At 37.8% G+C, this 26,283-nt stretch carries 21 protein-coding genes and 1 pseudogene; 12 read left to right on the forward strand and 10 right to left on the reverse strand.

The window, feature by feature from the left end:
* Nucleotides 1-90 precede the first annotated feature (90 nt).
* Nucleotides 91-468: a PH domain-containing protein gene (locus tag Q0M21_RS08500; RefSeq protein WP_295337040.1), complete on the forward strand. Its 378-nt coding sequence runs from the start codon at nt 91-93 to the stop codon at nt 466-468.
* Between the two features lie 5 nt (nt 469-473).
* Here Q0M21_RS08500 and Q0M21_RS08505 read toward each other — a convergent pair whose 3' ends face one another.
* The 3 genes from Q0M21_RS08505 to Q0M21_RS08515 form a co-directional block, all read right to left on the reverse strand.
* Nucleotides 474-1,652 carry an AIR synthase related protein gene (locus Q0M21_RS08505; RefSeq protein ID WP_295337043.1) on the reverse strand — a complete coding sequence of 393 codons (1,179 nt, stop codon included), beginning with the start codon at nt 1,650-1,652 and terminating at the stop codon, nt 474-476.
* 76 nt (nt 1,653-1,728) lie between these two features.
* Nucleotides 1,729-2,499 (reverse strand): OmpA family protein, encoded by a 771-nt coding sequence (locus tag Q0M21_RS08510; RefSeq protein ID WP_295337046.1) that lies wholly within the window; start codon nt 2,497-2,499, stop codon nt 1,729-1,731.
* Nucleotide 2,500: 1 nt separating this feature from the next.
* Nucleotides 2,501-3,391 (reverse strand): OmpA family protein, encoded by an 891-nt coding sequence (locus Q0M21_RS08515; protein WP_295337048.1) that lies wholly within the window; start codon nt 3,389-3,391, stop codon nt 2,501-2,503.
* A 111-nt stretch (nt 3,392-3,502) separates the two neighbouring features.
* On the opposite strand from Q0M21_RS08515, the gene Q0M21_RS08520 reads away from it, so the two are divergent.
* Nucleotides 3,503-3,955, forward strand: coding sequence for a T9SS type A sorting domain-containing protein (locus Q0M21_RS08520; RefSeq protein ID WP_295337050.1), 453 nt, complete (start codon nt 3,503-3,505; stop codon nt 3,953-3,955).
* Between the two features lie 25 nt (nt 3,956-3,980).
* Nucleotides 3,981-5,099 carry a hypothetical protein gene (locus Q0M21_RS08525; RefSeq protein WP_295337052.1) on the forward strand — a complete coding sequence of 373 codons (1,119 nt, stop codon included), beginning with the start codon at nt 3,981-3,983 and terminating at the stop codon, nt 5,097-5,099.
* 109 nt (nt 5,100-5,208) lie between these two features.
* On the opposite strand, the gene Q0M21_RS08530 is transcribed toward Q0M21_RS08525, so the two are convergent.
* Nucleotides 5,209-7,398: a glutamine synthetase III gene (locus Q0M21_RS08530; protein ID WP_295337055.1), complete on the reverse strand. Its 2,190-nt coding sequence runs from the start codon at nt 7,396-7,398 to the stop codon at nt 5,209-5,211.
* Nucleotides 7,399-7,588: 190 nt separating this feature from the next.
* Between Q0M21_RS08530 and Q0M21_RS08535 the strand changes: the two genes are divergently transcribed.
* Nucleotides 7,589-8,530: a TerC family protein gene (locus Q0M21_RS08535; RefSeq protein ID WP_295337059.1), complete on the forward strand. Its 942-nt coding sequence runs from the start codon at nt 7,589-7,591 to the stop codon at nt 8,528-8,530.
* Between the two features lie 52 nt (nt 8,531-8,582).
* On the opposite strand, the gene Q0M21_RS08540 is transcribed toward Q0M21_RS08535, so the two are convergent.
* On the reverse strand, nt 8,583-9,017 hold the full coding sequence (locus tag Q0M21_RS08540; protein ID WP_295337062.1) for a VOC family protein: 435 nt from the start codon (nt 9,015-9,017) through the stop codon (nt 8,583-8,585).
* 565 nt (nt 9,018-9,582) lie between these two features.
* Between Q0M21_RS08540 and Q0M21_RS12360 the strand changes: the two are divergent.
* The 3 genes and pseudogenes from Q0M21_RS12360 to Q0M21_RS08550 all read left to right on the forward strand — a co-directional run.
* Nucleotides 9,583-9,639: pseudogene (locus Q0M21_RS12360) on the forward strand (hypothetical protein); the annotation flags it as partial.
* Complete coding sequence (locus tag Q0M21_RS08545; RefSeq protein WP_295337065.1) at nt 9,613-10,155, forward strand: hypothetical protein; 543 nt, start codon at nt 9,613-9,615, stop codon at nt 10,153-10,155. The pseudogene Q0M21_RS12360 and the gene Q0M21_RS08545, both read left to right, overlap by 27 nt.
* Nucleotides 10,156-10,257: 102 nt before the next feature.
* Nucleotides 10,258-10,731 carry a T9SS type A sorting domain-containing protein gene (locus tag Q0M21_RS08550; protein ID WP_295337067.1) on the forward strand — a complete coding sequence of 158 codons (474 nt, stop codon included), beginning with the start codon at nt 10,258-10,260 and terminating at the stop codon, nt 10,729-10,731.
* A 75-nt stretch (nt 10,732-10,806) separates the two neighbouring features.
* Here the strand turns inward: Q0M21_RS08550 and Q0M21_RS08555 are convergent, their stop codons facing one another.
* The 4 genes from Q0M21_RS08555 to Q0M21_RS08570 are packed head-to-tail and all read right to left on the reverse strand — an operon-like array spanning nt 10,807 to nt 16,349.
* Nucleotides 10,807-12,270: a lipopolysaccharide biosynthesis protein gene (locus tag Q0M21_RS08555; protein WP_295337070.1), complete on the reverse strand. Its 1,464-nt coding sequence runs from the start codon at nt 12,268-12,270 to the stop codon at nt 10,807-10,809.
* 9 nt (nt 12,271-12,279) lie between these two features.
* Nucleotides 12,280-13,575, reverse strand: coding sequence for a glycosyltransferase family 4 protein (locus Q0M21_RS08560; RefSeq protein ID WP_295337072.1), 1,296 nt, complete (start codon nt 13,573-13,575; stop codon nt 12,280-12,282).
* On the reverse strand, nt 13,575-16,070 hold the full coding sequence (locus Q0M21_RS08565; RefSeq protein WP_295337075.1) for a YfhO family protein: 2,496 nt from the start codon (nt 16,068-16,070) through the stop codon (nt 13,575-13,577). The genes Q0M21_RS08560 and Q0M21_RS08565 overlap by 1 nt, the downstream gene beginning before the upstream one ends.
* 27 nt (nt 16,071-16,097) lie before the next feature.
* Complete coding sequence (locus tag Q0M21_RS08570) at nt 16,098-16,349, reverse strand: DUF4834 domain-containing protein (protein WP_295337077.1); 252 nt, start codon at nt 16,347-16,349, stop codon at nt 16,098-16,100.
* A 121-nt stretch (nt 16,350-16,470) separates the two neighbouring features.
* Between Q0M21_RS08570 and Q0M21_RS08575 the strand changes: the two genes are divergently transcribed.
* The 3 genes from Q0M21_RS08575 to Q0M21_RS08585 all read left to right on the forward strand — a co-directional run bounded on the left by Q0M21_RS08575 (nt 16,471) and on the right by Q0M21_RS08585 (nt 22,142).
* Nucleotides 16,471-17,448 (forward strand): transporter, encoded by a 978-nt coding sequence (locus tag Q0M21_RS08575; protein WP_295337080.1) that lies wholly within the window; start codon nt 16,471-16,473, stop codon nt 17,446-17,448.
* Complete coding sequence (locus tag Q0M21_RS08580; RefSeq protein ID WP_295337083.1) at nt 17,445-18,569, forward strand: GTP cyclohydrolase; 1,125 nt, start codon at nt 17,445-17,447, stop codon at nt 18,567-18,569. Before Q0M21_RS08575 ends, Q0M21_RS08580 begins: the two co-directional genes overlap by 4 nt.
* 225 nt (nt 18,570-18,794) lie before the next feature.
* The gene (locus tag Q0M21_RS08585) at nt 18,795-22,142 is read left to right on the forward strand and encodes a T9SS type A sorting domain-containing protein (RefSeq protein ID WP_295337087.1); all 3,348 of its coding nucleotides are present in this window, start codon (nt 18,795-18,797) and stop codon (nt 22,140-22,142) included.
* A gap of 66 nt (nt 22,143-22,208) precedes the next feature.
* On the opposite strand, the gene glmM is transcribed toward Q0M21_RS08585, so the two are convergent.
* Complete coding sequence (gene glmM / locus Q0M21_RS08590; RefSeq protein ID WP_295337090.1) at nt 22,209-23,597, reverse strand: phosphoglucosamine mutase; 1,389 nt, start codon at nt 23,595-23,597, stop codon at nt 22,209-22,211.
* A 178-nt stretch (nt 23,598-23,775) separates the two neighbouring features.
* Between glmM and Q0M21_RS08595 the strand changes: the two genes are divergently transcribed.
* Nucleotides 23,776-24,360 carry an acyl carrier protein phosphodiesterase gene (locus Q0M21_RS08595; RefSeq protein WP_295337092.1) on the forward strand — a complete coding sequence of 195 codons (585 nt, stop codon included), beginning with the start codon at nt 23,776-23,778 and terminating at the stop codon, nt 24,358-24,360.
* 71 nt (nt 24,361-24,431) lie between these two features.
* A complete protein-coding gene (locus tag Q0M21_RS08600) occupies nt 24,432-26,249 on the forward strand; it encodes a chloride channel protein (protein WP_295337094.1) in 1,818 nt (605 codons plus the stop codon).
* Nucleotides 26,250-26,283: the final 34 nt, after the last annotated feature.

Raw genomic sequence — 26,283 nt, forward strand, 5'->3', positions numbered from 1 at the left:
TGAATTGAATGAAAGATTGGGATAAAGCGTTAAATGTTGTATTGAATTCGACGTATTTAACTATTTTTACACGACAAAAATACAATTTATATGGGACTTTTTTCAGCACTTATGGGTAATGCCGGACAAGCCAGTTCGGAAGATTTACAAAAGCAGTACGGCCAACTTTTTTTAGATGACGAAAAGATTGAAATGGGTTTCAAACTCATCCGCGATGTTTTCATCTTTACCAACAAAAGATTGATTTTAGTCGAAAAACAAGGGCTAACCGGAAGCAAAATCGAATACAAATCCATTGCTTACAAATCCATCAGCCGATTTAGTGTAGAAACCGCCGGTACCTTCGACTTAGAAGCGGAATTGAAAATCTGGGTTTCCAGCGAGCAAAACCCAAGCATCACCAAACAATTCAGCAAATCGGTCAATGTTTATGAAGTACAAAAAGTCTTGGCCTATTACGTACTCTAAACCGATTAATATTCAAACACACCAAACTCACTTTTAATAGTGAGTTTTTTGTTTTCAGACGCTTCTACTCTACCCACAATTCTGGCTTCAACGCCAAAAGATTCCGAAATGGAAATGATGTCATCCGCAATTTCCTGCGGCACGTATAATTCCATACGATGACCACAGTTGAACACTTGGTACATCTCTTTCCAATCGGTTTTGGAGTTCTCCTGTATTAGTTTGAACAAAGGCGGTACTGGGAATAAATTGTCTTTGATTACATGAAGATTGTCCACAAAATGCAGCACTTTGGTTTGCGCACCACCGGAACAATGCACCATACCGTGAATGTCTTTTGCAGTATATTTTTCGAGAATAGCTTTGATAATCGGGGCGTATGTTCGGGTTGGCGATAAGACTAACTTTCCGGCATCAATTGGGGAATCTGCTACCGCATCGGTTAATTTAGTTTTACCGGAATACACCAATTCGTTAGGCACCGCAGCATCAAAACTTTCCGGGTATTTTTCGGCTAAATAGTTGGCAAAAACATCATGTCGCGCCGAAGTCAAGCCATTACTGCCCATACCACCGTTATAACTTTTTTCGTAGGTTGACTGACCGAAAGAAGCCAAACCGACTATCACATCGCCGGATTGTATATTGGCATTATCAATCACATCTTTACGTTTCATGCGAGCCGTTACGGTAGAATCGACTATAATGGTTCGAACCAAATCACCCACATCAGCCGTTTCGCCTCCGGTAGAATGAATGGTAACACCGAATGATTTCAACTCGGCTATCAATTCTTCCGTTCCGTTGATAATGGCAGAAATCACTTCGGCCGGAATCAAATTTTTATTTCTTCCGATAGTGGAAGACAACAAAATATTATCGGTAGCGCCCACACACAATAAGTCATCAATATTCATGATTAAAGCATCTTGGGCAATGCCTTTCCATACCGAAATATCACCGGTTTCTTTCCAATACATATACGCTAAAGACGATTTGGTTCCGGCACCGTCGGCATGCATAATCAAGCAATAGTTGTCGTCGTTGGTTAAATAATCGGGAACAATTTTACAGAAAGCTTTGGGAAATAAGCCTTTATCAATGTTTTTGATGGCGTTGTGCACATCTTCTTTGGAAGCTGAAACGCCGCGTTGGTTGTAGCGTTGACTGTTATCAGAACTCATGTTGTGTTGTTAGTTGTTGTGCCGCAAAGATAAGATTAAGATTTGGGATTTAGGATTTGGGATTTGGGATTTTTTATCAATTCTCTAAAATCAAAATCTCTACTCTTCTGTTCTCGTTAGCCTCGTTTTCGTTGCGTTCCGGTATACGGTGAATGGGTTTAGAAACACCAAACCCTTTGAACTTCATTCGTTTTCTATCGATACCATTACGCAGTAAATAATTGTAAATGGCACGAGCTCGAGCGGTGGAGACATCGTTTTTATCGACTTCTGTTTGACAACAAATATGCCCTTGAATTTCAATTTTAAGCTTAGGATTGTCTTGTAAAGCACAGAGCAAATCGTACAAAACCGGTTCTGATGACGGTACAATTCGTGCTGAATTATTGAAAAAATACAGATTAGACAAGGTAACCGCCTCGCCTGCTTTAGCACTCTTCATTTTTACTGCGAGTTCACTCTCGGCAAGTTTGGGCGGAATTTCATTATAAAAAATGGTTACACGACGGTTTTCAGACTGAATTCTTGATTGCTTAAATTCTTTACCGTAGGCAATTTGCTGCAAAGTTACACTAAACTTTAAGCCACTTTTTTCCAACAAAATTTTAACATTGGCAATGCGGCGTTCTGCTAAATGTTTGTTGTAATCTTTGGTGTCGATGCTGTCGCAAAAGCCTAACAATTGGGTAATTTCAATGTCTTTGTGGTTGGCAATCCACTCGTTAAGTTCGAGGATTGAATTTTGATTGGGAAAATCTTTGTTGAAATCGAAGTATACTTCGAATTGCTTTTGAGCAAATCCCAAAATACAGGTAAAAAGTAATCCTATGCAGTATATTTTTCTCATATTAATTTTCTACAATCAGAATTTCTACCCTACGATTGGCAGCGCGTTCCGATTCATTTTTTTCAGGCAACGGATAAATAGGCTGAGTACTTCCGAAACCTTTGTAAGACAAGCGGGCGCGATAAACATCGTTGGTAATTAAAAAGTTGTAAATCGCCTTAGCTCTTTGGGTAGACAAATCGGTTCGGTCGACCGGCATACAGCACAAATGACCTTGAATTTCAATTTTGAGCTGCGGATTGTTTTGCAAGACTAATAACAGTTCGTACAATTTACCGCGAGATTCCGGCACTATTGCAAAGGTATTAATCACGAAATTCAAGTTGTCTATGGTTAGTTTTTCTCCGGATTTGGCATTCCCGACGCGCTTCATAAACTCGCGATTCAATTTGTATTCCGTTTTAGTACCGTTAGGATTTTCGAAGACCAGTTTTTCGGGATATTCTATTTCCGGTTTGGATTCTTCTACAATGGTAGTTTCTTTTTTCAAACCCAGAATTTCATCTTCTCTCGAGATGTCTTGCTCCAAAATATAGAAGATAGTCACTCGGCGGTTTTCGGCTTTAACATCTGACTGTTTGAATTTTTCGCCCAAACTCAAGGTTTTAAAATCGGGGCGGATTTGGATTTGGTCTTTTACTTTATTGAAAATAAAATCGACTCTTTTTTGTGCCAAAGTATCGTTAAACTCTGTACTTCCGTCTTCATCGGTAAAACCGTGTATGGCTACAATTTTATTGTTACTGTTAGCCAAAAGCCATTGGTTAAGCCGATTTTCCTCTTTTTTAGTCAGTACGAATTTATTACTATCGAAATACAAACTGACTTGCTCTTGGGAAAAAGCAGCAATAGAAAGAAGAAAACTACCAACTATGACAAATATTCGGAACATGGATAACATATATTTTATTGAACGTAATTTACTGAAAAATAGTATTGCGAACCTAAAAAATAAAGTATGACCGAAGGATATTTATCTATATTTGTAAAAAAAACTTTAATAATGAAGCGAATCATACTAATTTCACTACTTGGAATGAGTTTTTACGGAAACTCACAATCTATAGTACAATCAGTCAATTCGGGAAGTTTAATTACTAACAGCACATCAATTGCGATAGGTGAAATAGTGGTTGTACCCCAAAACCAAAGTCAATCTAACACCGGTATTATTGGTCTTTTGGCACAAACCCAACAAACGCTGGAAGTACCTCAATTGGAACTGAGTGAAAAAATTACAGTTTTTCCAAATCCGACAACGGCTAGGGTAACTTTTAAAACCAACACCAATCTAGTCAATGAAGAAGTTTCCATTTTTAATTTATCCGGACAATTGGTAAGTAAAAAAATGGTTAATGCTAGCAATTCTTTGGATTTAAACGATTTACAAGCTGGTGTATATTTGATTCAGTTTCGTAATAAAAAAATCAATTCCTTTAAGATAATCAAACGATAACTTTTTGCAATTTCAATATTCAATTATGAAAAAACTATTATTACTATTTGTACTTTTAATCTCTTTGGTCACTTTCGGACAAATTCCACAAGGGATTTCTTATCAAGCTATTGCTTTGAACAGTTCAGGAAATCCGGTGGCAAACTCAGCTGTTAGAGTTAAACTTTCGATTTTAGACAATTCGACTACAGGCAGTGTTTTATATGCTGAAACACAGCTTAAAACAACCACTGCTCAAGGTTTATTTAATTTGACTATTGGTCAGGGTACGGTTGTTTCAGGCACATTCAATACTATCAACTGGGGAACCAATCCCAAATTTTTGAAAGTAGAAATGGATGTTACCGGCGGAACCAACTACGCTTTGGTTGGCACTACACAATTATTGGCTGTTCCTTATGCTTTGGCAGCAGATAGTTTGGTAACTTCTGCCGGAGAAGGCATTACTTTGGTATCGCCTAATGGCACTCCGTATACGTTAAGTGTTGACGATAGCGGACAATTGTCTTTGCCAACTGCTAATACAACTTCACCAAGTACACCAAATAATTTCTACCTGTATGGTTCTTTCAATACCTTTAACCCAACAACGGCATTGTTAATGGCTAATTTTAATAACTCAAGCCTTAACCGATTTGGATATAAATATTTAACAGCAGGAACAGAATTAAAGTTCTTAGCTAGCAACAGTACAAGTTCTCCTGTATATGGTGTTAATTTATCCAATAACCTTCAAGTTAATGGTGCAAGTTATTTAGTAGATACTACCGGATATTATTTAATCAGTTTGGTAAATCCACTTGGCCCTGATTATCCTTTAAATAATTTTTCATTGTCACTTGCCTCGTTAAGTCCGGTGATAGATTACGATTTAACTTCCACAACTGTAAACAGCACCTATTCAGTAGCTACCAATACTTTTAATTTTAATCTTTCTATTTCGGCTAATAGTAATGCTCGTTTTAAATTTGTCTACAATGATCCTAAAGGAAATATTCATGGTGATAATCTAGCGGATGGAAGTATTGAAAGTGATGGTACCAGTATTACTATAAACAATACCGCTTCTGTTCCAAAAAATTACAGAGTAGAATTGACAATCAATTTTAACGGCTCTGCCTCTTACACTGTTGTGCCTTTGTAGATAAATTTCTCATTGGGTCAATCTTAAAATTTAAAAACCTGCTAAATTAACTTTAGCAGGTTTTTTATTCTGAATAAGATTGTAAAGATTTACAAACTCAAAAGATAAACTATCTTGTAAACAACAACTCTCTGTACTTAGTTAATGTCCAAAGTTCGTCGTCTACCAATAACTCCAATTTATCACAATGTTCTCTGATGATTTCAAAGTAAGGTTTAACTTTATCGCAATACGCTTCGGCCATTTTTTGGGCATCGGTTAAAATATTTGCCTTTTTACGCGCTTCGGTCATGGCTTCTACATTGGAGTTGATTGCTTCGATGTGAGCCGAAATTTCTTTGATTAAGAAGATTTGCTCTTTGGCAATTTTCTCAAAGTCTTTCCCGAAGATTTCTTTTAAACCGCGAACATTTTCGATTAAAGTATTTTGGTAACGAATTGCTGTCGGAATCACGTGATTGCGAGCGATATCGCCTAACACTCTGCCTTCGATTTGGATTTTTTTGGTGTATTCTTCCAATTCGATTTCGTAACGTGCTTCCACTTCAACATGGTTCATCACGTTCAAATCATGGAACAATTCCAATGCTTTTTTAGACACTTTAGCTTTCAAAGCAGCCGGCGTTGTTTTATGATTGCTCAAACCTCTTTTTTTAGCTTCTTTTTCCCAGGCATCGCTGTAACCGTCACCTTCAAAAAGAATATTTTTGGTTTTTTTGATGTACTCTCTCAACACATTGAAGATGGCTTCGTCTTTTTTCAAGCCTTTAGTGTCGATAAGCGCATCCACTTCATTTTTGAACTCTTTCAATTGTTTAGCTACAATGGAATTTAAGGTTGTCATGGCATTAGCACAGTTCGCTGAAGAACCTACGGCACGGAATTCGAATTTGTTTCCGGTAAAAGCAAAAGGCGAAGTTCTGTTTCTATCGGTATTATCCAACATCACATCGGGAATTTTACCTACTACATTCAACTTCAAATCAGTTTTCTCTTCCGGTGATAATTTACCTTTGGACACACCTTCCAATTCAGCCAAAACTTTGGTCAATTGTTCTCCGATGAAAACAGAAATAATGGCCGGCGGTGCTTCGTTAGCACCCAATCTGTGATCGTTGCTGGCTGTAGCTATAGATGCTCTCAATAATTCTTCGTATTCCTGAACCGCTTTGATAGTGTTGATAAAGAAAGATAAAAATTGCAAGTTGCTCATTGGCGTTTTACCCGGTGATAATAGATTCACGCCGGTATCAGTAGCCAAAGACCAGTTATTGTGCTTTCCGGAACCGTTTACACCTTTGTATGGTTTTTCGTGAAATAAGACTTTAAAATCATGACGTTCTCCAACTTTAGACATAACATCCATAAGTAAGGAATTGTGATCTACCGCAAGGTTCGTTTCTTCAAAAATCGGAGCCAACTCGAATTGGTTCGGTGCTACCTCATTGTGACGGGTTTTTACCGGTATACCTAACAACATACATTCTTCCTCCAACTCACGCATGTAGTTTAAAGCGCGCGACGGAATGGAACCAAAATAATGATCGTCTAACTGTTGTCCTTTAGCGGAAGTATGTCCTAACAACGTTCTTCCGGTTAACAATAAATCCGGTCTTGAGTTGGCCAAAGCACTGTCAACCAAGAAATATTCTTGCTCCCAACCTAAAGTAGCGGTTACTTTTTTTACGTTTTTATCGAAATATTTACACACTTCCGTAGCAGCCTCATCTACTGCATTCAAAGCGCGTAACAATGGTGTTTTGTAATCTAAAGCTTCGCCGGTATAAGAAATAAAGACTGTTGGAATACATAAAGTAGTTCCAAAAATAAAAGCCGGAGAAGTTGGATCCCAAGCGGTATAACCACGTGCTTCAAACGTATTTCTGATACCACCATTCGGGAAAGACGAAGCATCGGGTTCTTGTTGTACCAATTGTCCACCACCAAATTTTTCCACCGGATCAGAACCGTCATAAGAAGTCTCGAAGAAGGCATCATGCTTTTCCGCTGTAGTGCCGGTCAAGGGTTGAAACCAGTGTGTATAATGCGTCACACCTTTAGAGATAGCCCATTCTTTCATTCCCATTGCAATATAATCGGCTAGCTTTCTGTCGATTTTAGTTCCGTGCTGAATGGCATCTTTTACTCCTTTGTAAGCATCGGCAGTTAAATACTGTCGCATAGCTTTATCATTGAACACATTAGAACCGAAAAGTACCGATTTTTTATTGGTTTCTTCAAATTTAATCGGTTTTCTGCTTGATGCATCTTTTAATGCTTGGAAACGTAAAGTTGACATAAAATTGACTTTTAATTGGTTAAACCCTTATTAATTTGACGCAAATATACTAATATTTTGAATTTAAAATTATTTAACCCTATTTTTTTTAGGGGTACATTCAATAAAAATTAAAAAAACTTAAAGCACCCAAATTATTACACATTGAAGAAGCAAAGTCCTATATTTGCACTAAACTTAATAAAACATCATGACTGTTTGGATTATTTTTCTGGCCCTAATTTTTTTGTTTTTAGCCTTAGATTTAGGCGTTTTCAACAAGAACCCTCATATTATTAAACCCAAAGAAGCCGGGATTTGGACCGGGATTTGGGTATCCTTATCTTTTATTTTCAGTATTGTTGTAGGCTGGATTTACAAAAACGGACTGATAGACAATCCGACAGATCTTACTCCGACAGTAGCTTCGATGAAGTTTATTACGGGTTATTTGATAGAATTGTCATTGAGCGTGGACAATATTTTTGTAATTGCCGTGATTTTTGCTTCGTTCAAAATTCCGCAGAAATACCAACACCGTGTCTTGTTTTGGGGAATTTTAGGCGCCATTGTTTTCAGAGGATTGATGATATTCTTCGGTGTTATTTTGATTAATAAGTTCAGTTGGATGACTTATTTGTTCGGGGCGTTTTTAATTTTCACGGCATTTAAGATGCTTTTCAAAGGCGAGGAAGAAGAATTCAATCCGAAAAAATCCTTTGTTTACAGAAATCTTCGAAAAATAATGCCTATTACCAGTCATTCCGATGGCGAACATTTTTTTGTAAAACGAAGACATATTACTGCTGCTACTCCTTTATTTGTAGCCTTAATTGTTATTGAAGTTATGGACATGTTGTTTGCTTTAGACAGTGTTCCTGCTATTCTGGCCATTACTTCAGATCCTTTCTTGGTATTTAGCTCTAACATATTTGCCATATTAGGATTGCGCTCCATGTATTTCTTTTTAGCCAATATGTTGGAAAAATTCAGTTATTTAGAGTACAGCTTGATTGCCATTCTGACTTTTGTAGGTATCAAAATGCTAATCATTCACTACTATAAATTCCCTGAATGGATTTCATTAGGATTTATTGCACTGTCCTTAACTGTAGGAATTTTGGTTTCGATAAGTCGAAAAGACACCAAATAGCTATCGATAAATCCACATAAAAACCGGTAAAACAGTTTGTGAATCAATAAATTTAAACGGATGGATTTTCATCGAAATTAACCATCCAATTAATCCCGAATTTATCCACCAACATTCCGAAATAAGCACCCCAAAAAGTATTAGTCATCGGCATAAAAGCGTTTCCTCCTACGGCTAATCCATTAAAAATAGTATCAGCTTCTGCCCTGCTTGCTGTATTGATTGATACAGAAATGTTATTACCTACTGTTACCGCGCCACTCTGCGCAGTGCTGTCACTTCCCATTAAAACGGTATCGCCTATGGGCAATGAAACATGCATTACTCTGTCGGCTTCTTCCTCTGAAATCGGCGGACAATTTTCGTCTGTCGGCATGTCTTTAAATTTTCCCATGTATGGAAACTCACCTCCGAAAACAGATTGGTAAAACAGAAAAGCTTCTTCGCAATTTCCGTTAAAAACTAAATAAGGATTTACTTGTGCCATTTTTGTGAATTTATATTTTTTAATTTTCTTAAATAATTTCTCATTATTTTTATGAATAAGAATATAAATATACAATTTTAAAAAAATGAACAACCCAATTCATGTAAGGTAAATTCAATAAAAGGTCTCAAAAGTTTTACACCATCTTGGTCAATTAAAATAATCACAGTTATGGAACTTTAAAAGTCTTTAAAGAGCATCCATTAAAAATAAGAAAATTCGCTGCCATTCGTCGAAACAAAACATACCTTCCGTCGAAAAAGTTCATCTAACTGATTTTCAAGTAAAAGCATTGTTTTACATTTGATGTATTGACTGACAATAATAAATTAAATTTTGTAATCTAAAAGCTATAAAAAAACAATTGAATGAATTAAAAAACTACAAAAAAGCAGAACCAAAACCCCAATCTATACTTATACCCAAACTAATGAAAAAAATTACACTTCACCTCGTTTTATGCTTGTGGTCGTTAATAAGTAACGCCCAAGTTGTTACAACAATTGCCGGTTCAACAGCCGGTCATACTGATGCTGCATGAACAGCTGCGCAATTAAACGGCCCGAGAGCTGTTTGTATTGACAACAACGGCTTTATGTACGTTGCCGACTATACTAATAATTTAATCCGAAAAATCGAACTGGCAACCAATACAGTAACTACGCTGGCAGGTTCTACTGAGGGATTTGCCGATGGTATCGGAACAGCGGCTAAGTTCAATGGACCAAGCGGAATTTGTACCGACAACAACGGCAACCTGTATGTGGCAGATTATTTTAATTTTAAAATTCGAAAAATCGTTATTGCCACTGGAGAGGTTACTACACTCACCGGATCAAATTTTGGTTATGCCAACGGTGATTTAGCTACGGCTCAATTCAATGCTCCGGTTGGAATATGCCAAGTAGGCAACTATTTGTACGTCACAGAAAGTATCAACACTAAAATTCGAAAAATCGACTTGATTAACGGTGTAGTTTCTACGTTGGCCGGCTCTGTTCAAGGCTCCATTGACGGCATAGGCGAAGCAGCCCAGTTTGACGGATTATCGGGAATTTGTTATGATGGCAGCGGACATTTGTACGTTGCAGAAATCAACAACCATCGCATCAGAAAAATAGTTATCAGCACAGGATAAGTAACTACTTTTGCCGGTGGCGTTCCCGGATTTAATAATGGCACCGGAACAAGTGCCGGCTTTAATAGCCCGATGGGTTTCGCCATTAGTAATCAAAATTTTATGTTTGTAGTAGATTACGGAAATAATCGAATTCGAAAAATAGACTTAGCCAACGCCGCTGTAACTAACTTTGTCGGAGCGGTACAAGGATTTGCCGATGGTACTGGGACCGCTGCCAGATTCTCAGAACCAATGGGTATTTGTTTTGACCCTAACGGTTTATTGTTTGTAGCCGATAGAGGAAATCACAAGATCAGAAAGGTAACAGCCATTTTGAATAATGAAGAATTTGAGACCGGCCTATCTTTGAAAATCTATCCAAATCCTGCTGTAGATTTATTTACCGTTGAAACCAATCAAATTAACGAGAATAGTTATTTGAGAATAACCGATTTCCTTGGTAAAGAGATTTACACTCAAAAAATCTCGAACTTATCAACTACAATTAACACCTCTGAATTATGCAAAGGGATATATTTTATAACCCTGATTCAAAATGAAATGTCGACCACTCAAAAAGTGATTATTCACTAAACATTATAAAAAATAGTAAAAGCGTATTCCTACTGAGTACGCTTTTTTTTTTAATCTTCAATCAAAGAATCAATATTAAGACAACAACCGCTTGAATTGTTTTTGGATTACGGTATTAATTTCTGAGGACAAGTTGGCTTTGTAAACCAAACCAACATAAACAAAAGAAACTAATACAGATTTCAAAACTATATTCAGTATCGGATGAAACGGAAAATCCCAATAATAAAAAGCAAAAAAGCAAAACAGTCCGACGACTAAGGCGTAAATATTTTTTAGCGTAAACGGATACAGATCCATCTTTAAAACCACAAACAGTAGTTTGGCCAAGCTATATAAGGTAATAGAGATAAGCGTAGCAATGGCCGCACCATTGATACCGTAACGCGGTATAAAAAAGTCGTTTAAAGAAATGGCCAGAACCGCCAAAAACAATCCTAGGAACAAAACGGCTTTGTAATATTTTGAGTTGAAAATAATCGCATTGTTATTGCCTAAAATCAAATCGAAGTATTTAGAAATTCCTATCACAAAAACCACAAAAACGCCACCGCGATAGTTTTCCGGTAAGAGTAAATAAAGTTGATTGATATTAACCAAAATACCAACTAACACCAATCCACCAACAATTTGCAAAGAAATAGAAGTCTTTTTATACAAATCGTTTAACTCGTCGTGTTTACCGTCGGTCATCAATTTGGCCGTTATAGGATATGTGATTTGATGCATAGCCCGACTGGGAACCGAAATCACTGTAGCAATAAAAATAGCCACCGAATAATAAGCAATGTTTTCGATTTTGATGTACTGCGCAATCATGGTTTTATCGATATCGAGCAACATATTGGCGATACTTCCGGAAAGAATGATGAACAAGGAATACATCAAAACGGCTCTGAAATTGTGCGGTATTTTAAAACTAAACTGTATCGGTTGTACTTTATTGGCATAAAACAACATGACCAAAGTAGTCAGTAAATAAATGCCCATTAAAATATCGACAAAAGTTTCGGCTGAAATGGCATCGAAGTAAACGGCAAAGAGAAAAATACTGACAAAAATTCGCAACAACACTTCTTTGACAAAACTTCCAAAAACAGATTGCATATGTACTTTTACCCAAGCATAAAAGATTTCGAAATACCCCATACACAAACCTATCACGGGTATTTGCCAGGCAAAATCGTAAATAATCGGATTTTCACGAGATAAAAAAGAAGCAATTTCAGCATAAAAAGCAATGCCGATAGTAATGATGGGAATTAGTACCAACAAGGGCAAAATCATCACAAAGGTTAAGAATTCTCCCTTTTCTTTTTCCGTTTTGTATTGGGTAAAAAACTTGACCAAAGTATTGTGAACACCAAACGCCATCAACGGAAAAATGATATTAGCCGATGACAAAATATATCCGGTTAAGCCATAAAACTTCTCCCCTAAAAAGTGCGGATACATCAATAAAGTATTTGCGGCACCAATAGCAAAACCAATGTAGGTAATGATTGTATTTTTGATGGATTGGTTGACAACGATACCCATTTTTTTGAGTTAGGAGTTTGGAGTTAGGAGTTTGACGAGTTGTTCGGTTAAACTCTTGCGTGAGTATTGCTGTAAACCAACAGCATGAACCTTCAAATGCTTATTCTTGTAGTCTTGATAATAGTTCCAAATTAGTTCTTTCAGCTTTTCTTTTTCGTCGTAGGTAAAGAAAACACCGGTATTGGTGGCTGTAATAATTTCGGCAAAATCAGAACCTTCCGGACCAATAGCAATTATAGGTCTTTCCGAAACCATATATTCAAAAACCTTTCCCGGAATAATGCTTTTAGTGTCTTCGGAATCGATTTCGATGAGCAATAAAACTTGAGATTTCCTTTGGTGTATCACAGCTTCCTGATGGGAAACATAACCCAAATTAAGAACAAAATCATTGAGTTTAAATTCGGATATCGTATCCAACACTTCCCGACTTACAGCTCCGATTAACTTCAACTGAAAATCGGTCGCAAAATCCCTGTGTTCTTTTGTCAATTCTTTCAAAGCTTTCCAAAGTATTCTCGGATTACGCTCCGACAAGAACGAACCGATATGAGCCAAAGTAAACTTTTCATCCAAAGGCTGTTTGGTCACTTTTTCCACATCATAACCATTGGTAATAACTGCAATTGGTTTTGATGTTATCACTTCAAACTCTGCCTTGGTAGTTTTACTGGTTACAATAATGGTGTCGGCCGAGTTTAAAACTTCTCGCTCTAAAGCTTTGTGTTTTTTTTCGGCATACGATGACAATTTTAAAGCTTTGTGATAGCCAATAGTAGTCCACGGATCTCTGAAATCCGCCAACCATGTTACACCTAAATCTTTTTTGAGTTGCAAACCAATCAAATGCAAACTGTGCGGCGGACCGGAAGTTACGATGGTATCAATACGGTTCTCCTCGATGTATTTTTTCAAATAGTTCACTGATGGTTTCACCCAAAGAAATCGAGCATCCGGTATAAAAATGTTACCGCGAACCCAAAGCAAAAAACGCTCTAAAAAAGATTGCTTCTTTTGATGAGGGATAATTCCGGAACTGATTTTTTGGGTTTTATTTTTACCGAAAAAAGAGGCCAAACCATAAGGTTCAACAATTTTGTTTTTCAGAATGATGGCTTGCTTCGAAACTTCGCTTTCTAAACCATTATCAATAATCGGATAAGTAGGATTTTCTGGGATATAAACGATGGGTTTTACGTTAAAATCCGGTAAGTATTTGACAAACTTTAACCATCGTTGAACACCCGGTCCACCGGCCGGTGGCCAATAATAAGTGATGATTAATAGTTTTTTTTCTTCAGACATTATACTTCTTTCTTTCCTTTTTGTTCAAAATAAACCACACCAACAATCACCAAAATCATCAAAATCGAACTGACTAAAGCAATCGTACTGCCTGTTTTTACTACTTGTGGCTCAAACTTGAATTCGATGGTATGCTTTCCTTTCGGAATGGCCAAACCACGCAACACATAATTCACCCTATAAATCTCGGTTTCTTTACCGTCGATAGTCGCTTTCCAGCCTTTGTAAAAGTTCTCGGAGAAAACTGCAAAACCATCGTTAGCATTATTGGAAGTATACTTAACCACATTTGGCAAATGTTCTTCTAATTTTATTGTTGCCAAACTGTCTTTTGAGAAAGATTTTGGCAAGTTAAGTTCAACTTCCTCTAAAGCACTGATAGTTGCGGTATGCTTAGTGTCAATCTTTCCTAATGCTTTCATTTCTTCATCGGCAGAATTCACCGACTTCAATTCGGATACAAACCAAGCATTACCATTGATAAAAGGATTAGTTACCGCTACGCTTTCGCCGTCGTTGGTTTGTAACAACAGGTATTTAATATTCAAGGCGTTCATAATCGGAATGCTCTTAGTAAGCTGCATCGTTTGCGGATCAATGATTTTCCCTAAATCATTCAATTGTCGGTCGATATGATAATTGAACAACTGCTCATAACGACGCGGACGAACCGCACTGTAACCGCCAACCGATTTGTGGAAATAGGACGTTCTTCCTTGCAATCTTCCTTGCAATTCATAGACTCTGAAGACCGAATTATCTTTTAATATTTGATTATCCGCATCCGTAGGTTCAAAAGGTTGGTCGATTTCACGTGCGCTGCGGAATTGCTTGCCATCGTTGCTCACATAATTTTTATCGATGAAAAACAAATCGCCTACCATGAAAACTCCTATAATTACAACGGCAGTAGTTTGTACCAATTTTCCTTTGAGGTAAAACCACAATACGCCGAAAGTGATGGCCATGAAAAATCCGGAACGCAACAAATCGCTTTTAAACAAGTCCATTCTATCTTCCTTCAAAGCTGCAACAAAACCTTGACCGAAAGTTTTGTCCTGACCTTGATTCAACATATCGGCAATTTGACCGTCGATAGCACTCGAAAAAGAGAAAGCACCTTTGAAAAGGTAAATCAAAATCACTAATCCGATGGAAGTGGCCGCCGTGTAAAGCAAAGATTTCTTCTGATTATCGACCTGTTTAAAAAAGGACTGTAATCCCATAATGGCTAAAACCGGAATACACAATTCCAAGATGACTTGTATGGAAGAAACCGCTCTGAACTTATCGTAAAACGGTACGTAATCGATAAAGAAATCGGTTAAAGCCGAGAAATTTTTCCCCCAAGACAATAATAATGAGATGATGGCTCCTGCTAAAAATGCATACTTAATTTTACGCTTATCGTGAAACAAAGCCAAGACACACAAAAAGAAAACAATAGCACCGATGTAAGCCGGCGCTGCTACTATAGGTTGATCGCCCCAATATGTTGGCGCGTAATTTTCGGTAAACGTTTGGGCTTCGGTTTCGTTGGCACCGTAAGACAACATATAATTGTATACATGAGAATCAGTACTTAATTTTTCGCTGTTGCCGCCACCGTACAATCGGGGTGCAATCAAATTCAAACTCTCCCCTATTCCATAGCTATATTCGGTGATATAGTCTTTCGACATGGAGGCTGTTTCCGTATTTTTAGAACCATCAGGATTAAAAGTCAACTCGCTTTTACCGCGCATACTGAAATCGGAATACTCTTTAGTAGCCATTAATCCGGAAGCATTTGCACCAACCGCCAAAAGCACAGCGACTAAAAAGGTTCCGGCAATTTTGGGAAGAGATTGTAATTCATTTTCCTTATACAATTTATAGAGAAAATAAATGGCCAAAACCAACAACAAAATCAGCAAGTAATACGTCATTTGAAAGTGATTGGCATTGATTTCTAGCGCGGTAGCCAACATAGTCAATAATCCACCGTGCAAATATTTTCTTCTGAAAACCAATATAAATCCGGCTACTACCAAAGGCATGTAAGCAATGGCGTGAGCTTTAGCATTGTGCCCAACCCCAAGAATAATAATCAAATATGTAGAAAAACCGAAGGCTAAAGCCCCAAAAAAAGCTTTTAGAGGATCGACTCTAAACACCATTAACAAGCCGTAAAACCCTAAAAAGTACAAAAACAAATAATCGGCCGGACGAGGTAAAAATCGCAGTGCATCGTCTAATTTTCCGATAAAATCATTGGGATAATTAGCTCCTAATTGGTAGGTTGGCATTCCGCCAAAAGCCGCATTGGTCCAAAAAGGTTCGGCATCGAACTCGGCTCTGAAATCGTTTTGTTCTTTCGCCATTCCGGTGTATTGAACAATATCGGATTGGTAAATTTTTTTGCCTTGCAAAACCGGATAAAAATAAATTAGAGCTATGAGGATAAAACCAAAAATGGCTAATAAATGAGGATAAAACTTTTGAAGTTGTTTCATGTTTTTGGATTAGGTTTTCAAGTGAAATTACTTAATTTCTTCGAAATCGATGTACTCACCAACAATTTTCTTTTCTCTGGGCTTTTCATTTTTTGTTGCCTGAGCTTTTTGCTGTTGTTGGTATTGCTGTTGCTGTTCCTGAAACTGTTGGGTCGCTTTTTCCACTACTTTCTTTGCCACCACCGGTAAAAACAATCTTACTAAAAACTTAAAAATGTAGTAGAATGCTAATATGTAAAGTAATGTTTTTAACAATCCACTGAAAGAGGCCGTATCCATATTGTAAAATAATTTTTGTCAAAAATACTAAATTACTTGTTGTAAAATTCGGTCCCAGCTCTTAAATAAATGATAAATTGTATTACTTTTGGAAGACTATAATTCCTTGAAAAACGACGTTATGTTCAAAATAAAAAACATAAGAGTACTGTTGCTAACGCTACTCTCTTCCACTGCTTTTGCCCAATACACCGATCTCATCAACTCTAACAGACCCGGAAAATCCATGTCGGCTTTCTCTGTAGGTAAAACAGTAATTCAGGCCGAAGGCGGTATATATGGTATCCGTGAAAAACACGATTTATCGCGCTATGAAGCCAACGGATTCGGTACTGAATTGAGTGTAAGATATGGTGCTTTTTTTGATCAATTTGAATTCAATTTAGAAACGCAATACCAATACGATTGGTACAAAGCGCCTCTGGTAAATGATACCCGCGGCGGCTTCAAACAAATGACTTTCGGGGCTAAATACTTGGTTTTTGATCCGTTTTTAAAACTGAAAGACGACAAGCCTAACGTATACAGCTGGAAGGCCAATCACAAATTCAGTTGGAAACAATTTATTCCTGCTGTAGCAGTCTATGCCGGATTTAATTTAAACTTGGGTACTAATCCCTTTACCTTTGAGAGTGACCCGACTATCAGTCCGAAGTTAATGTTGATTACCCAAAATCAATTCGGCACCAAATGGGTTTTTGTTACCAACATTATCGCCGACAAATACATGACTGATTATCCTAGTTTGGGCGTTATCGCCACCTTGACGCGAGGCTTTAACATGAGATGGTCCGGGTTTGTTGAAATGCAAGGATATAAAAGCGATTTTTATGCAGACAATGTTTTCCGATTCGGAGCGGCTTATTTGGTTAGAGAAAACATACAGCTAGATGCTTCCATTGCTAAAAATATTAAAGACACTCCTTCAATATTGTACGGAGGTGTTGGCTTGTCTTGGCGATTTGACAGTAACTATGAAACCAATTATACTCGAATTAAAAACGAGAAAAAAGACGACAAGAAAAAAGACAAAAAGTCGAAACGAGACAAAGGCAAAAAACGCAAAGACGAAGTGGAATTAGAAAAAGCAACAGAATGATTACCGTAAAAGAAGCCAATACCAAAGCACTGCTTAAAGACTACGTTAAGTTTCCTTTTTCGTTATACCAAAACCATCCTTATTGGGTTCCGCCCTTAATCAGTGATGAACTAGAAACATTTGACAAAACCAAAAATCCTGCTTTTACTTCGGCCGAAGCCTATTTTTATTTGGCCTACAAAGACAATAAAATAGTAGGGCGAATTGCTGCTATTATCAACTGGGACGAAGTCAATCTGCAACAAAAAAAGAAAGTTCGTTTTGGCTGGTGGGATGTGATAGATGATATTGAAGTAACGAAAGCTTTACTAGAGAAAGTATATGAGCTTGGAAAAAAGAATCAATTGGAATACGTGGAAGGTCCAATGGGTTTTTCAAATTTGGATAAAGTAGGTGTAGTCACAGAAGGTTTTGACGAATTAGGCTCTATGATTACATGGTATAATTTCCCTTACTACAAAGACCATTTGGAACAATTGGGTTATGTAAAAGAGAAAGAATATTTGGAAAATAAATTTCCGTTCTCGAATGTGAAACCTGAGTTTTTTTTCAAAGCACAGGAACTGATTAAAAAGCGCTATGAATTGAAAGCGGTTAACTTTAGCCAAACCAAAGACATTATGCCTTATGTGGATGAAATGTTTGATTTATTTAACGCTAGTTACGCAAGCCTGTCCTCCTTTGTAGCAATCACTGATGTTCAAAAAGAATATTTCAAAAAGAAATACATCAGTTTCATCAATCCGGAATACATCAAATTTATACTAGATAAGAATGATAAAATTGTGGCCTTCAGCATAGTGATGCCCAGTTTTTCAGAAGCCTTGAAAAAAGCCAACGGAAAACTGTTCCCTTTTGGATTTTATCATTTACTCAAAGCAAAAAAAGAAAGCAAAGATGTTCTTTTCTACTTAATCGGAGTTGACCCGGAGTACCAAAGTAAAGGAGTAACCGCTATTATTTTCAACGAATACTACAACACCTTCAAAGACAAGGGTATTCAAAATTGCATCCGAACACCGGAGTTAGAAGATAACCATGCTATACACAATCTTTGGAAACATTTTGATCCGGTAACTTTTAGAAGAAGAAGAACTTACAAATTAATGCTTTCACAATAAGATTTTAAGTTAAAAAATGCATTTGGTCGATTAAAAGCAAATGTTCATAGAAAACTTACGTGTTTTTTAACAGTTTTTTAGAAATGTAACTAACTTTACACTCCCTGTTAAATCTACAAGTACATTTTTTAGAAACTTAATCCTGAGTTTTTTATTTTTCCTAAAAAGAAGCAAAATAAACAAAACCTATTCGTGATGTGGTATTTCCAAAAAATACTTAACATTATGAAAAACACTACTTTACTGAAGTTTTTAGGTTTTCCCTCTTACGAGAACTATGTCGTTAGCCGAGGTGAAAACGGGTTTAAGTTAGATTTTTCCAAAAGCAAAACTTTGGAAGAAGGTCACTCTAAAATCGAGAGTAGATCAAAAAACAAAAGTTTGATTAGCATAGTAATGCTTGTCATTCTTTTTTTATTTTCTAACCTTACTACTGCACAGATTATTCTGGATGGTGATCCGAGCGATTGGGGGACTTTATTGTCTTCTCCGGGAGGTATCAAAGCCAGAATAACTGATCCAACTGACGGCACGGATGATATTTGGACATTGGGTTCAAAGGACATCCAGCCCATAAGCCAATGGGCATGGACTACCAATAGTGCTAATGACAAAAATAACATGGCCAATGTTGGTTATTATTTTGATGGCACAAAACTTTATTTCTTTGCAGACAGAAGAGCCAATAATGGAGACTCCGCTATCGGATTTTGGATATTGCAAGACAGCGTTGGCAAATTAGGTGTCACTAGCGGTGGATTTAGTGGCCAACACGTTGAAGGAGATGTTTTGATGATTAGTCACTTTGTTAACGGAGGTTCTGTTGCTGAAATACAAGCATTTCGATGGACAAACGGTGCATTAGACCCAACACCAATTCCTCTTCCTACTACCGGCTTGGATGCCAGAGTAAATGTTACAACTGTACCTGCCCCGGCTTGGTGGAATTATACTCCTAAATTTGGTGCTCCTAATACATATCCTTCTGAATCTTTCTTTGAAGGATTTATTGACCTTAGTAGCATTAATTTTAACTTGAGTGTTTGTCTTGGCACATTCTTAGCCGAAACAAGACAATCACAATCTTTAACAGCCTCTTTGGAAGATTTAGCCAGAGGTAGATTTGGTTCTGTCCCGCTTCCTAAGACTCTAGTAGGAAGTTCATTTTGCAGCTCTGTACCGAATAGTGGTACAATCACAATGGCTAATTCTGAAGCTCAAGTAAGCTATCAATTAAAAAACAATGCAGACAACAGCAACGTTCAAATTGCACAATTAGGTGATGGCGAAACCATAACTTGGTCTAATTTACCTGCCGGTAGTTATTATGTTGTTGCTACAAATATTTTATCTGAGTGTACAATTGAGATTGGTCGACCGACTTTGGTAAATGTTGTTCAAGCGCCAACAGTAACAGTCAATTCTCCATCTAAATGTGCCAACGATCCGGCTGTCACCATAACAGCAACAGTCAACCCTGCTGGGACTTACAATTACAATTGGACTGTTCCTATGGGTGCCATAAACCCCGGAAATGTAGCATCATTTAGCGCCACAGTTGGTGGTACATACAGTGTTGTGGTAACAAGCACTCAAACAAATTGTTCCAATTCAGGTTCAGGAACATTGACTGTTAATCCTAACCCAACCTTAGTAACTAATAATCCGGCACCTGTTTGTGCTCCTTTGACTGTAGATTTAACAGCAGCAGCTGTTACTGCGGGAAGCAATTTACAAGGCGGTTCACTTTCCTATTGGACTAATGCTGAGGCAACTACCCCTCTCAATAATCCAGCTGCGGTAAATACGTCTGGAACATATTATATTAAAGTTACAACTTCAGCCAATTGTACTGATATTAAACCTGTAACTGTAACTGTAATTCCAATCATTCCGATTGTCATAAACTGTCCTCAAAACATCAACACCAGTGCTTGTGCTTATGCAGACCAAGCGGCTGTAAATGCAGCTTTCCAAAATTGGCTGGCCGGTTTTACTGCCTCCGGAGGTAACGGAATTTTGGCTACATCAGGTTTACAAAATCATACAGCTCCAAGTTTATGTCAAGGTGGAACAGTAACTGTTAACTTTAACGCTTCAGATGACTGTGGCAAACAAGTAAACTGTTCAGCTACTTTCACTATCACAGCTCCGGCTGCAGTGACTACTAACGCGCCGGCTAATGCTTCAGCTTCAGCTTGTGCTTACGCTGACCAAGCTGCGGTCAACGCTGCCTTTGATGCTTTCCTTAACGGATTCAGCGTAAGTGGTGGTTGTGACCCTAACGGTAGCTTCGCAGGACAACCTGTTGCGCCTAGCCTTTGTGAGGGTGGAACTACTACAGTAACTTACAACGTATCGGATAAATGTTATACCGGATCGGTTAGTAGAACTTTCACTATCACAGTTGCTCCAGCTTTAGTATTGAATTCTCCCGATAGCGCTTTGATAAATTCTTGTGATTACCCTGATCAAGCAGCGGTTGATGCAGCATTTGCTGTATGGTTAAGCCAATTCAGCGTTAGCGGTGGTTGTAACCCGGTAGGAGATTATGGTTCACCTGCTGCACCACCATTATGCAGTGGAGGCACTACGACTGTTACGTATACAGTAACTGATAAATGTACTTCACCAACGGTTACGGAGACATTTACCGTGATACCTGCAGCCAAATTACAAATCAATTGCCCTGCTGACAGAATGGCTGAATGTGGTAAAAATGTTGCTTTAGAATTTGAAGCTTGGAAAAACTCTTTCAGTTATTCAGGCGGATGTGATAATGCTGTAGCAACCGATTTATCTCAATTGCAGGCACCAGAACCAGGTCAGTCAATTACAGTGACTTTTACGGTAACTGACAATTGTCAAACTGTTTCATGCACTGCTAGATTCTCTGTTGACACTTGTGGAGAAGGATGTACATTGGGATACTGGAAATCACACACTGACAGATGGTGCCCTTCATACAGAACTTGTGACTTGTTTGGTGCTGTATTCACTAATGCACCTTCAAGTTTGGCTAATTTAACCTTATTACAAGCCTTAAATTTAGGTGGTGGCGGAATTAATAACTTGGCTCGCCAAGGAGTTGCTGCCCTATTAAATGCTTGTAGTGATGAAGTTGACTATGCCGGCTTCCAAGACGTCACTCAAGATGTTATTGATGCCGTAAACCAAGCTTTTGCTACCGGCGGAAATGCTCCTGGATTCTTAGCATCTCAATTAGATGAGTTTAATAACATAGGATGCCCGTTAGGAGGTACAAGAGCAACAAGCTCATCGAATTGTACAACACCTTCGGCTCCAAGCTTAACAGCAGCATTCCAGAGAATAAGTGTGAAAGTATATCCTAATCCAACCAATAAAAACTTTAATGTTGATTTGGCAACCATTAGTGAAGATAAAATTTCAGTAGCTGTTTACGATATGCTAGGAAGATTAGTTGATACCGTAGATGTAGATCCTAAAAACACCTTATTGGTTCAAATTGGTGACCAATATCCTTCAGGGGTTTATAATGTAGTCGTTACTCAAGGTGAAGAAGTAAAAACACTGAGAGTCATTAAACGATAATTAATACTTAAGTTTAATAAAAAACCCTTTCCGATTGGAAAGGGTTTTTTTATAGTTCAATAAAAATTAAATACCAGCAATCAATTTTATGTCATCAATTATTCTGAAAGCTAAAGCATCAGCTTCCTCTTGTGTAGGAGCTTCGGTATAAATCCGGATTATTGGTTCTGTATTCGATTTACGCAAATGAACCCATTCCGAAGCAAAATCAATTTTCACACCGTCTATGGTAGAGATGTTCTCACTTTTATATTTATCGGTCATACTAGATAAAATAGCGTCAACATTTATTTGAGGTGTTAACTCAATTTTATTTTTACTCATATAATACTGAGGATAGGAAGCTCTCAATTCGGCTACCGTCATGTCAAGATTAGCCAAATGCGTCAAAAACAAAGCTACCCCAACCAAACTATCGCGGCCGTAATGCAACTCCGGATAAATAATACCGCCATTACCTTCACCACCAATAATCGCATTGTTCGACTTCATCATTTCAACTACATTAACTTCTCCTACCGCACTGGCTTGGTAACTGCCTCCGTGTTTTTGGGTAATATCTCTTAAAGCACGCGAAGAAGACATATTGGAAACGGTATTGCCCGGTGTTTTACCCAACACATAATCGGCACAAGCCACCAAAGTATATTCTTCTCCAAACATTTCACCATCATTAGAGATAAAGGCCAATCGGTCAACATCAGGATCTACAACAATTCCGAAATCGGCTTTTTCTTCCACTACCAACTTACAGATATCACCCAAATGCTCTTTCAAAGGCTCAGGATTGTGTGGAAAATGACCATTTGGTTCACAATACAATTTCACACACTCCACGCCCATTTGTTCCAATAACTTTGGAATGATAATCCCTCCGGAAGAATTCACGCCGTCAACAACGACCTTAAATTTTCGCTTAGCCACTGCTTCGGCGTCTACCAATGGCAATTGTAAAACCTCATCAATATGAATATCCATAAAAGCATCGTTGGTCGTAACCTCGCCTAAACTATCCACATCGGAAAAATCAAAAGCTTCCGCCTCGGCGATTTCGAGAATCTTAGCGCCATCGGCTCCGCTTAAAAATTCACCTTTAGCATTCAGCAACTTCAAGGCATTCCATTGTTTCGGATTGTGTGAAGCGGTTAAAATAATACCGCCATCGGCTTCTTCTAAAGGAACAGCAACCTCAACGGTTGGTGTAGTCGACAAGCCTAAATCGATGACATCAATTCCTAATCCCACCAATGTATTTACCACTAAATTGTGAATCATAGGACCTGAGATACGGGCATCACGACCTATCACAACTTTTAGTTTGTCTTTTTGAATATTATTTTTCAGGAATGTCCCATAGGCCGAAGCAAATTTTACGGCATCAACAGGTGTTAAATTGTCTCCAACTTTACCTCCTATAGTACCCCGAATTCCCGAGATTGATTTGATAAGTGTCATTTTTTGCTATTTTGGTTTTGAAGTACAAATATAAAAAAGTTACTAAGGTACTAAGGCACTAAGGTGCTAAGTTTTCAAAAGCTTGTACTAAAAAACAAACTTTACTATATTTACAGAACAACACAGAGCAATTCTTAGTTTCTCAGAAACTTAGTACCGCAGCGCCTAAAAAACAAACATGAACTTCCTAGCCCACATTTATCTTTCCGGCGACAACGATTTGCTTAAAATCGGAAACTTTATGGCCGATAGTATTCGTGGGCACCAATATGAAGCCTATCCGACCGAAATTAGAAAGGGAATTTTACTGCACCGAGCCATTGACAGTTTTACCGATACACATCCTATTTACCGCCAAAGTAAACATCGTTTACATGAAAAATACGGTCACTATTCCGGTGTGATTATGGACATCTTTTACGACCATTTTTTGGCCAAAAATTGGAATAACTATTCTGATGAAAAATTGGAAGACTATGCTGAAAGCTTCTACAGCCTACTCAGAAACAATTACGAAATCTTAACCGAAAGAGCCAAAGGCATGATTCCGTATATGATTGGTCGGAATTGGTTGGTCAGTTACGCCTCAATTGAAGGTTTGGAAATGATTATGTTTCAAATGAATCATCGAACCAAAAATCGTGTAGCCATGCATGAGTCTGTAATTGAACTTCAAGAGTTTTACACCGAATTCGAACGAGAATTCCGATTGTTTTTTGATGAATTAAAGCAACATTGTCTAGAAAAGTTAGCCGAAATTTAAGCTTGATTTTACAATTGCTATCCCATTTGTTTTTTGAAATCGTATCTTAGCGGTTCAAATGATTGATCAAAATGCCTTCAAACAAAGCTTCCCTTTTTAAAATTGTTTTCCGAAGTATTTTCAGAAGAGCCGAAAACCTGGTTTTTCTTTTGAAAGACAAACTCAACGAGAGAAACTTTATCTATTTCGCTTGCGTTGCTGTGGCCATTACTTGTTCATTTGCGGTAATTCTGCTTAAAAGTTTTGCGCACAACATTTTTTTGTTGGCCAACGATATTAATGGTTTCCTGAAATTACCTTACATCAACAGTTTATTACCCATAGCCGGAATTTTATTGACTGTATTTGTAGTTCGCAATTTTTTGAATAATCAAATAGAAAAAGGAAGTTCCAAAGTACTTTACGCCGTAGCCAAAAAAGGTGGTATTATGCCCAAAAAGCAAATGTACGCCCAAATAGTAACCAGTTCCTTAACGGTTGGTTTAGGCGGTTCGGCGGGATTGGAAAGTCCGATTGTGATTACCGGAGCAGCCTTTGGTTCTAATTTCGCTCAGAAATACCATTTGTCGCAAAAAGACCGAATCTTACTCTTGGCTTGTGGTGTGGCAGCCGGAATTGGTGCTGCGTTCAACGCACCGATTGCCGGGGTTTTGTTTGCTATTGAAGTGGTTTTAACCGATATTTCCATCGCTGCTTTCATTCCGATTATTATCTCGGCTGCTACCGGCGCTTTGGTTTCGACTATTTCTTTGAGCGATGATGTTATCCTGAACTTCCAACAAAAACTACAATTCGATTACCACAATACACCTTATTACATTCTGCTTGGTATTTTGGCCGGACTGACCTCAGTATATCACGCTCGAAATTTTCAAAAAGTGGAGAAGTTCTTCGGTACCTTTAAAAATAAAGGCTATCGAAAAGCGTTGTTTGGTGCGATTTTATTAGCCATACTCATTTTCTTCTTTCCAACACTGTTCGGAGAAGGATATGAAACCATCCGAACTTTAGCCTCTAAAAATCCTGAAATATTGCTCAACAACACCATGCTTGAACGCTTTAAGAGCGAATGGGTTTTATTGGCTTTTGTTGGTGCCAGCATGCTGTTGAAAGCTTTTGCTACCGGATTAACATTGGGCAGCGGCGGAAATGGCGGCAACTTTGCACCTTCCCTATTTGTCGGTTCTTATTTGGGTTACTTTGTGGCGAAATCTATCAACCTACTCAACTTTACCCATCCTTTGCCTATTGCCAACTTTACCATAGTAGGGATGGCCGGTATTTTGAGCGGCTTGTTTCATGCGCCTTTAACCGCCATTTTCCTCATCGTGGAAATTACCGGTGGCTACGACTTAATGGTACCGCTTATGATTGTTTCCTCTGTTAGCTTTGCGGTTTCCAAACAGTTTGAAAAACATTCCATGGACGTAAAAGGATTGGCCGACAAAGGCGAAGTTTTCACTAGTGACAAAGACAAAAACATTTTGCAAAGTATTAACTTTTATAATTTAGTTCAACAACACTACAAAGCCCTAAGCCTTAAAGATTCTCCTAAAACTGTAGTAGAAATTTTCTCCACAAGTGACCAAAAAATAATTCCGATTGTAGATGAAGACAGATCTCTTATAGGCTTGATTGATTTTGAAGACGTGAAGGCTTTTATCTTTAATCCGAATCATGTCAAGTTTATGACTTTATCGGAAATCATGAGCCAACCTAAGGAATTAGTCCTTTTTGAAGACAAACCCGAGAAAATCATGAAACTTTTCGAAACCTCCGGAGCCACTATCCTACCGGTAATCTTCAAAGGAAAATACTTCGGATTTCTATCTAAGATAGATGTCCTTGAAAGCTATCGTCACCGATTGAAAGAGATGATAATCGAATAGTTTTTTAACAACAACTTCTCAATTGTCTATTCGA

This window comes from Flavobacterium sp., from assembly GCF_024710485.1.
Lineage (GTDB): Bacteria > Bacteroidota > Bacteroidia > Flavobacteriales > Flavobacteriaceae > Flavobacterium.

Coding starts and splice junctions, on each gene's coding strand:
- Q0M21_RS08505 (WP_295337043.1), bottom strand. CDS start 1,652: ATGAGTTCTGATAACAGTCAACGCTACAACCAACGCGGCGTTTCAGCT.
- Q0M21_RS08565 (WP_295337075.1), bottom strand. CDS start 16,070: ATGAAACAACTTCAAAAGTTTTATCCTCATTTATTAGCCATTTTTGGT.
- Q0M21_RS08555 (WP_295337070.1), bottom strand. CDS start 12,270: ATGGGTATCGTTGTCAACCAATCCATCAAAAATACAATCATTACCTAC.
- Q0M21_RS08595 (WP_295337092.1), top strand. CDS start 23,776: ATGAACTTCCTAGCCCACATTTATCTTTCCGGCGACAACGATTTGCTT.
- Q0M21_RS08515 (WP_295337048.1), bottom strand. CDS start 3,391: ATGTTCCGAATATTTGTCATAGTTGGTAGTTTTCTTCTTTCTATTGCT.
- glmM (WP_295337090.1), bottom strand. CDS start 23,597: ATGACACTTATCAAATCAATCTCGGGAATTCGGGGTACTATAGGAGGT.
- Q0M21_RS08510 (WP_295337046.1), bottom strand. CDS start 2,499: ATGAGAAAAATATACTGCATAGGATTACTTTTTACCTGTATTTTGGGA.
- Q0M21_RS08520 (WP_295337050.1), top strand. CDS start 3,503: ATGAAGCGAATCATACTAATTTCACTACTTGGAATGAGTTTTTACGGA.
- Q0M21_RS08535 (WP_295337059.1), top strand. CDS start 7,589: ATGACTGTTTGGATTATTTTTCTGGCCCTAATTTTTTTGTTTTTAGCC.
- Q0M21_RS08575 (WP_295337080.1), top strand. CDS start 16,471: ATGTTCAAAATAAAAAACATAAGAGTACTGTTGCTAACGCTACTCTCT.
- Q0M21_RS08570 (WP_295337077.1), bottom strand. CDS start 16,349: ATGGATACGGCCTCTTTCAGTGGATTGTTAAAAACATTACTTTACATA.
- Q0M21_RS08550 (WP_295337067.1), top strand. CDS start 10,258: ATGTTTGTAGTAGATTACGGAAATAATCGAATTCGAAAAATAGACTTA.
- Q0M21_RS08500 (WP_295337040.1), top strand. CDS start 91: ATGGGACTTTTTTCAGCACTTATGGGTAATGCCGGACAAGCCAGTTCG.
- Q0M21_RS08525 (WP_295337052.1), top strand. CDS start 3,981: ATGAAAAAACTATTATTACTATTTGTACTTTTAATCTCTTTGGTCACT.
- Q0M21_RS08540 (WP_295337062.1), bottom strand. CDS start 9,017: ATGGCACAAGTAAATCCTTATTTAGTTTTTAACGGAAATTGCGAAGAA.
- Q0M21_RS08560 (WP_295337072.1), bottom strand. CDS start 13,575: ATGTCTGAAGAAAAAAAACTATTAATCATCACTTATTATTGGCCACCG.
- Q0M21_RS08585 (WP_295337087.1), top strand. CDS start 18,795: ATGAAAAACACTACTTTACTGAAGTTTTTAGGTTTTCCCTCTTACGAG.
- Q0M21_RS08580 (WP_295337083.1), top strand. CDS start 17,445: ATGATTACCGTAAAAGAAGCCAATACCAAAGCACTGCTTAAAGACTAC.
- Q0M21_RS08530 (WP_295337055.1), bottom strand. CDS start 7,398: ATGTCAACTTTACGTTTCCAAGCATTAAAAGATGCATCAAGCAGAAAA.
- Q0M21_RS08600 (WP_295337094.1), top strand. CDS start 24,432: ATGCCTTCAAACAAAGCTTCCCTTTTTAAAATTGTTTTCCGAAGTATT.
- Q0M21_RS08545 (WP_295337065.1), top strand. CDS start 9,613: ATGTACGTTGCCGACTATACTAATAATTTAATCCGAAAAATCGAACTG.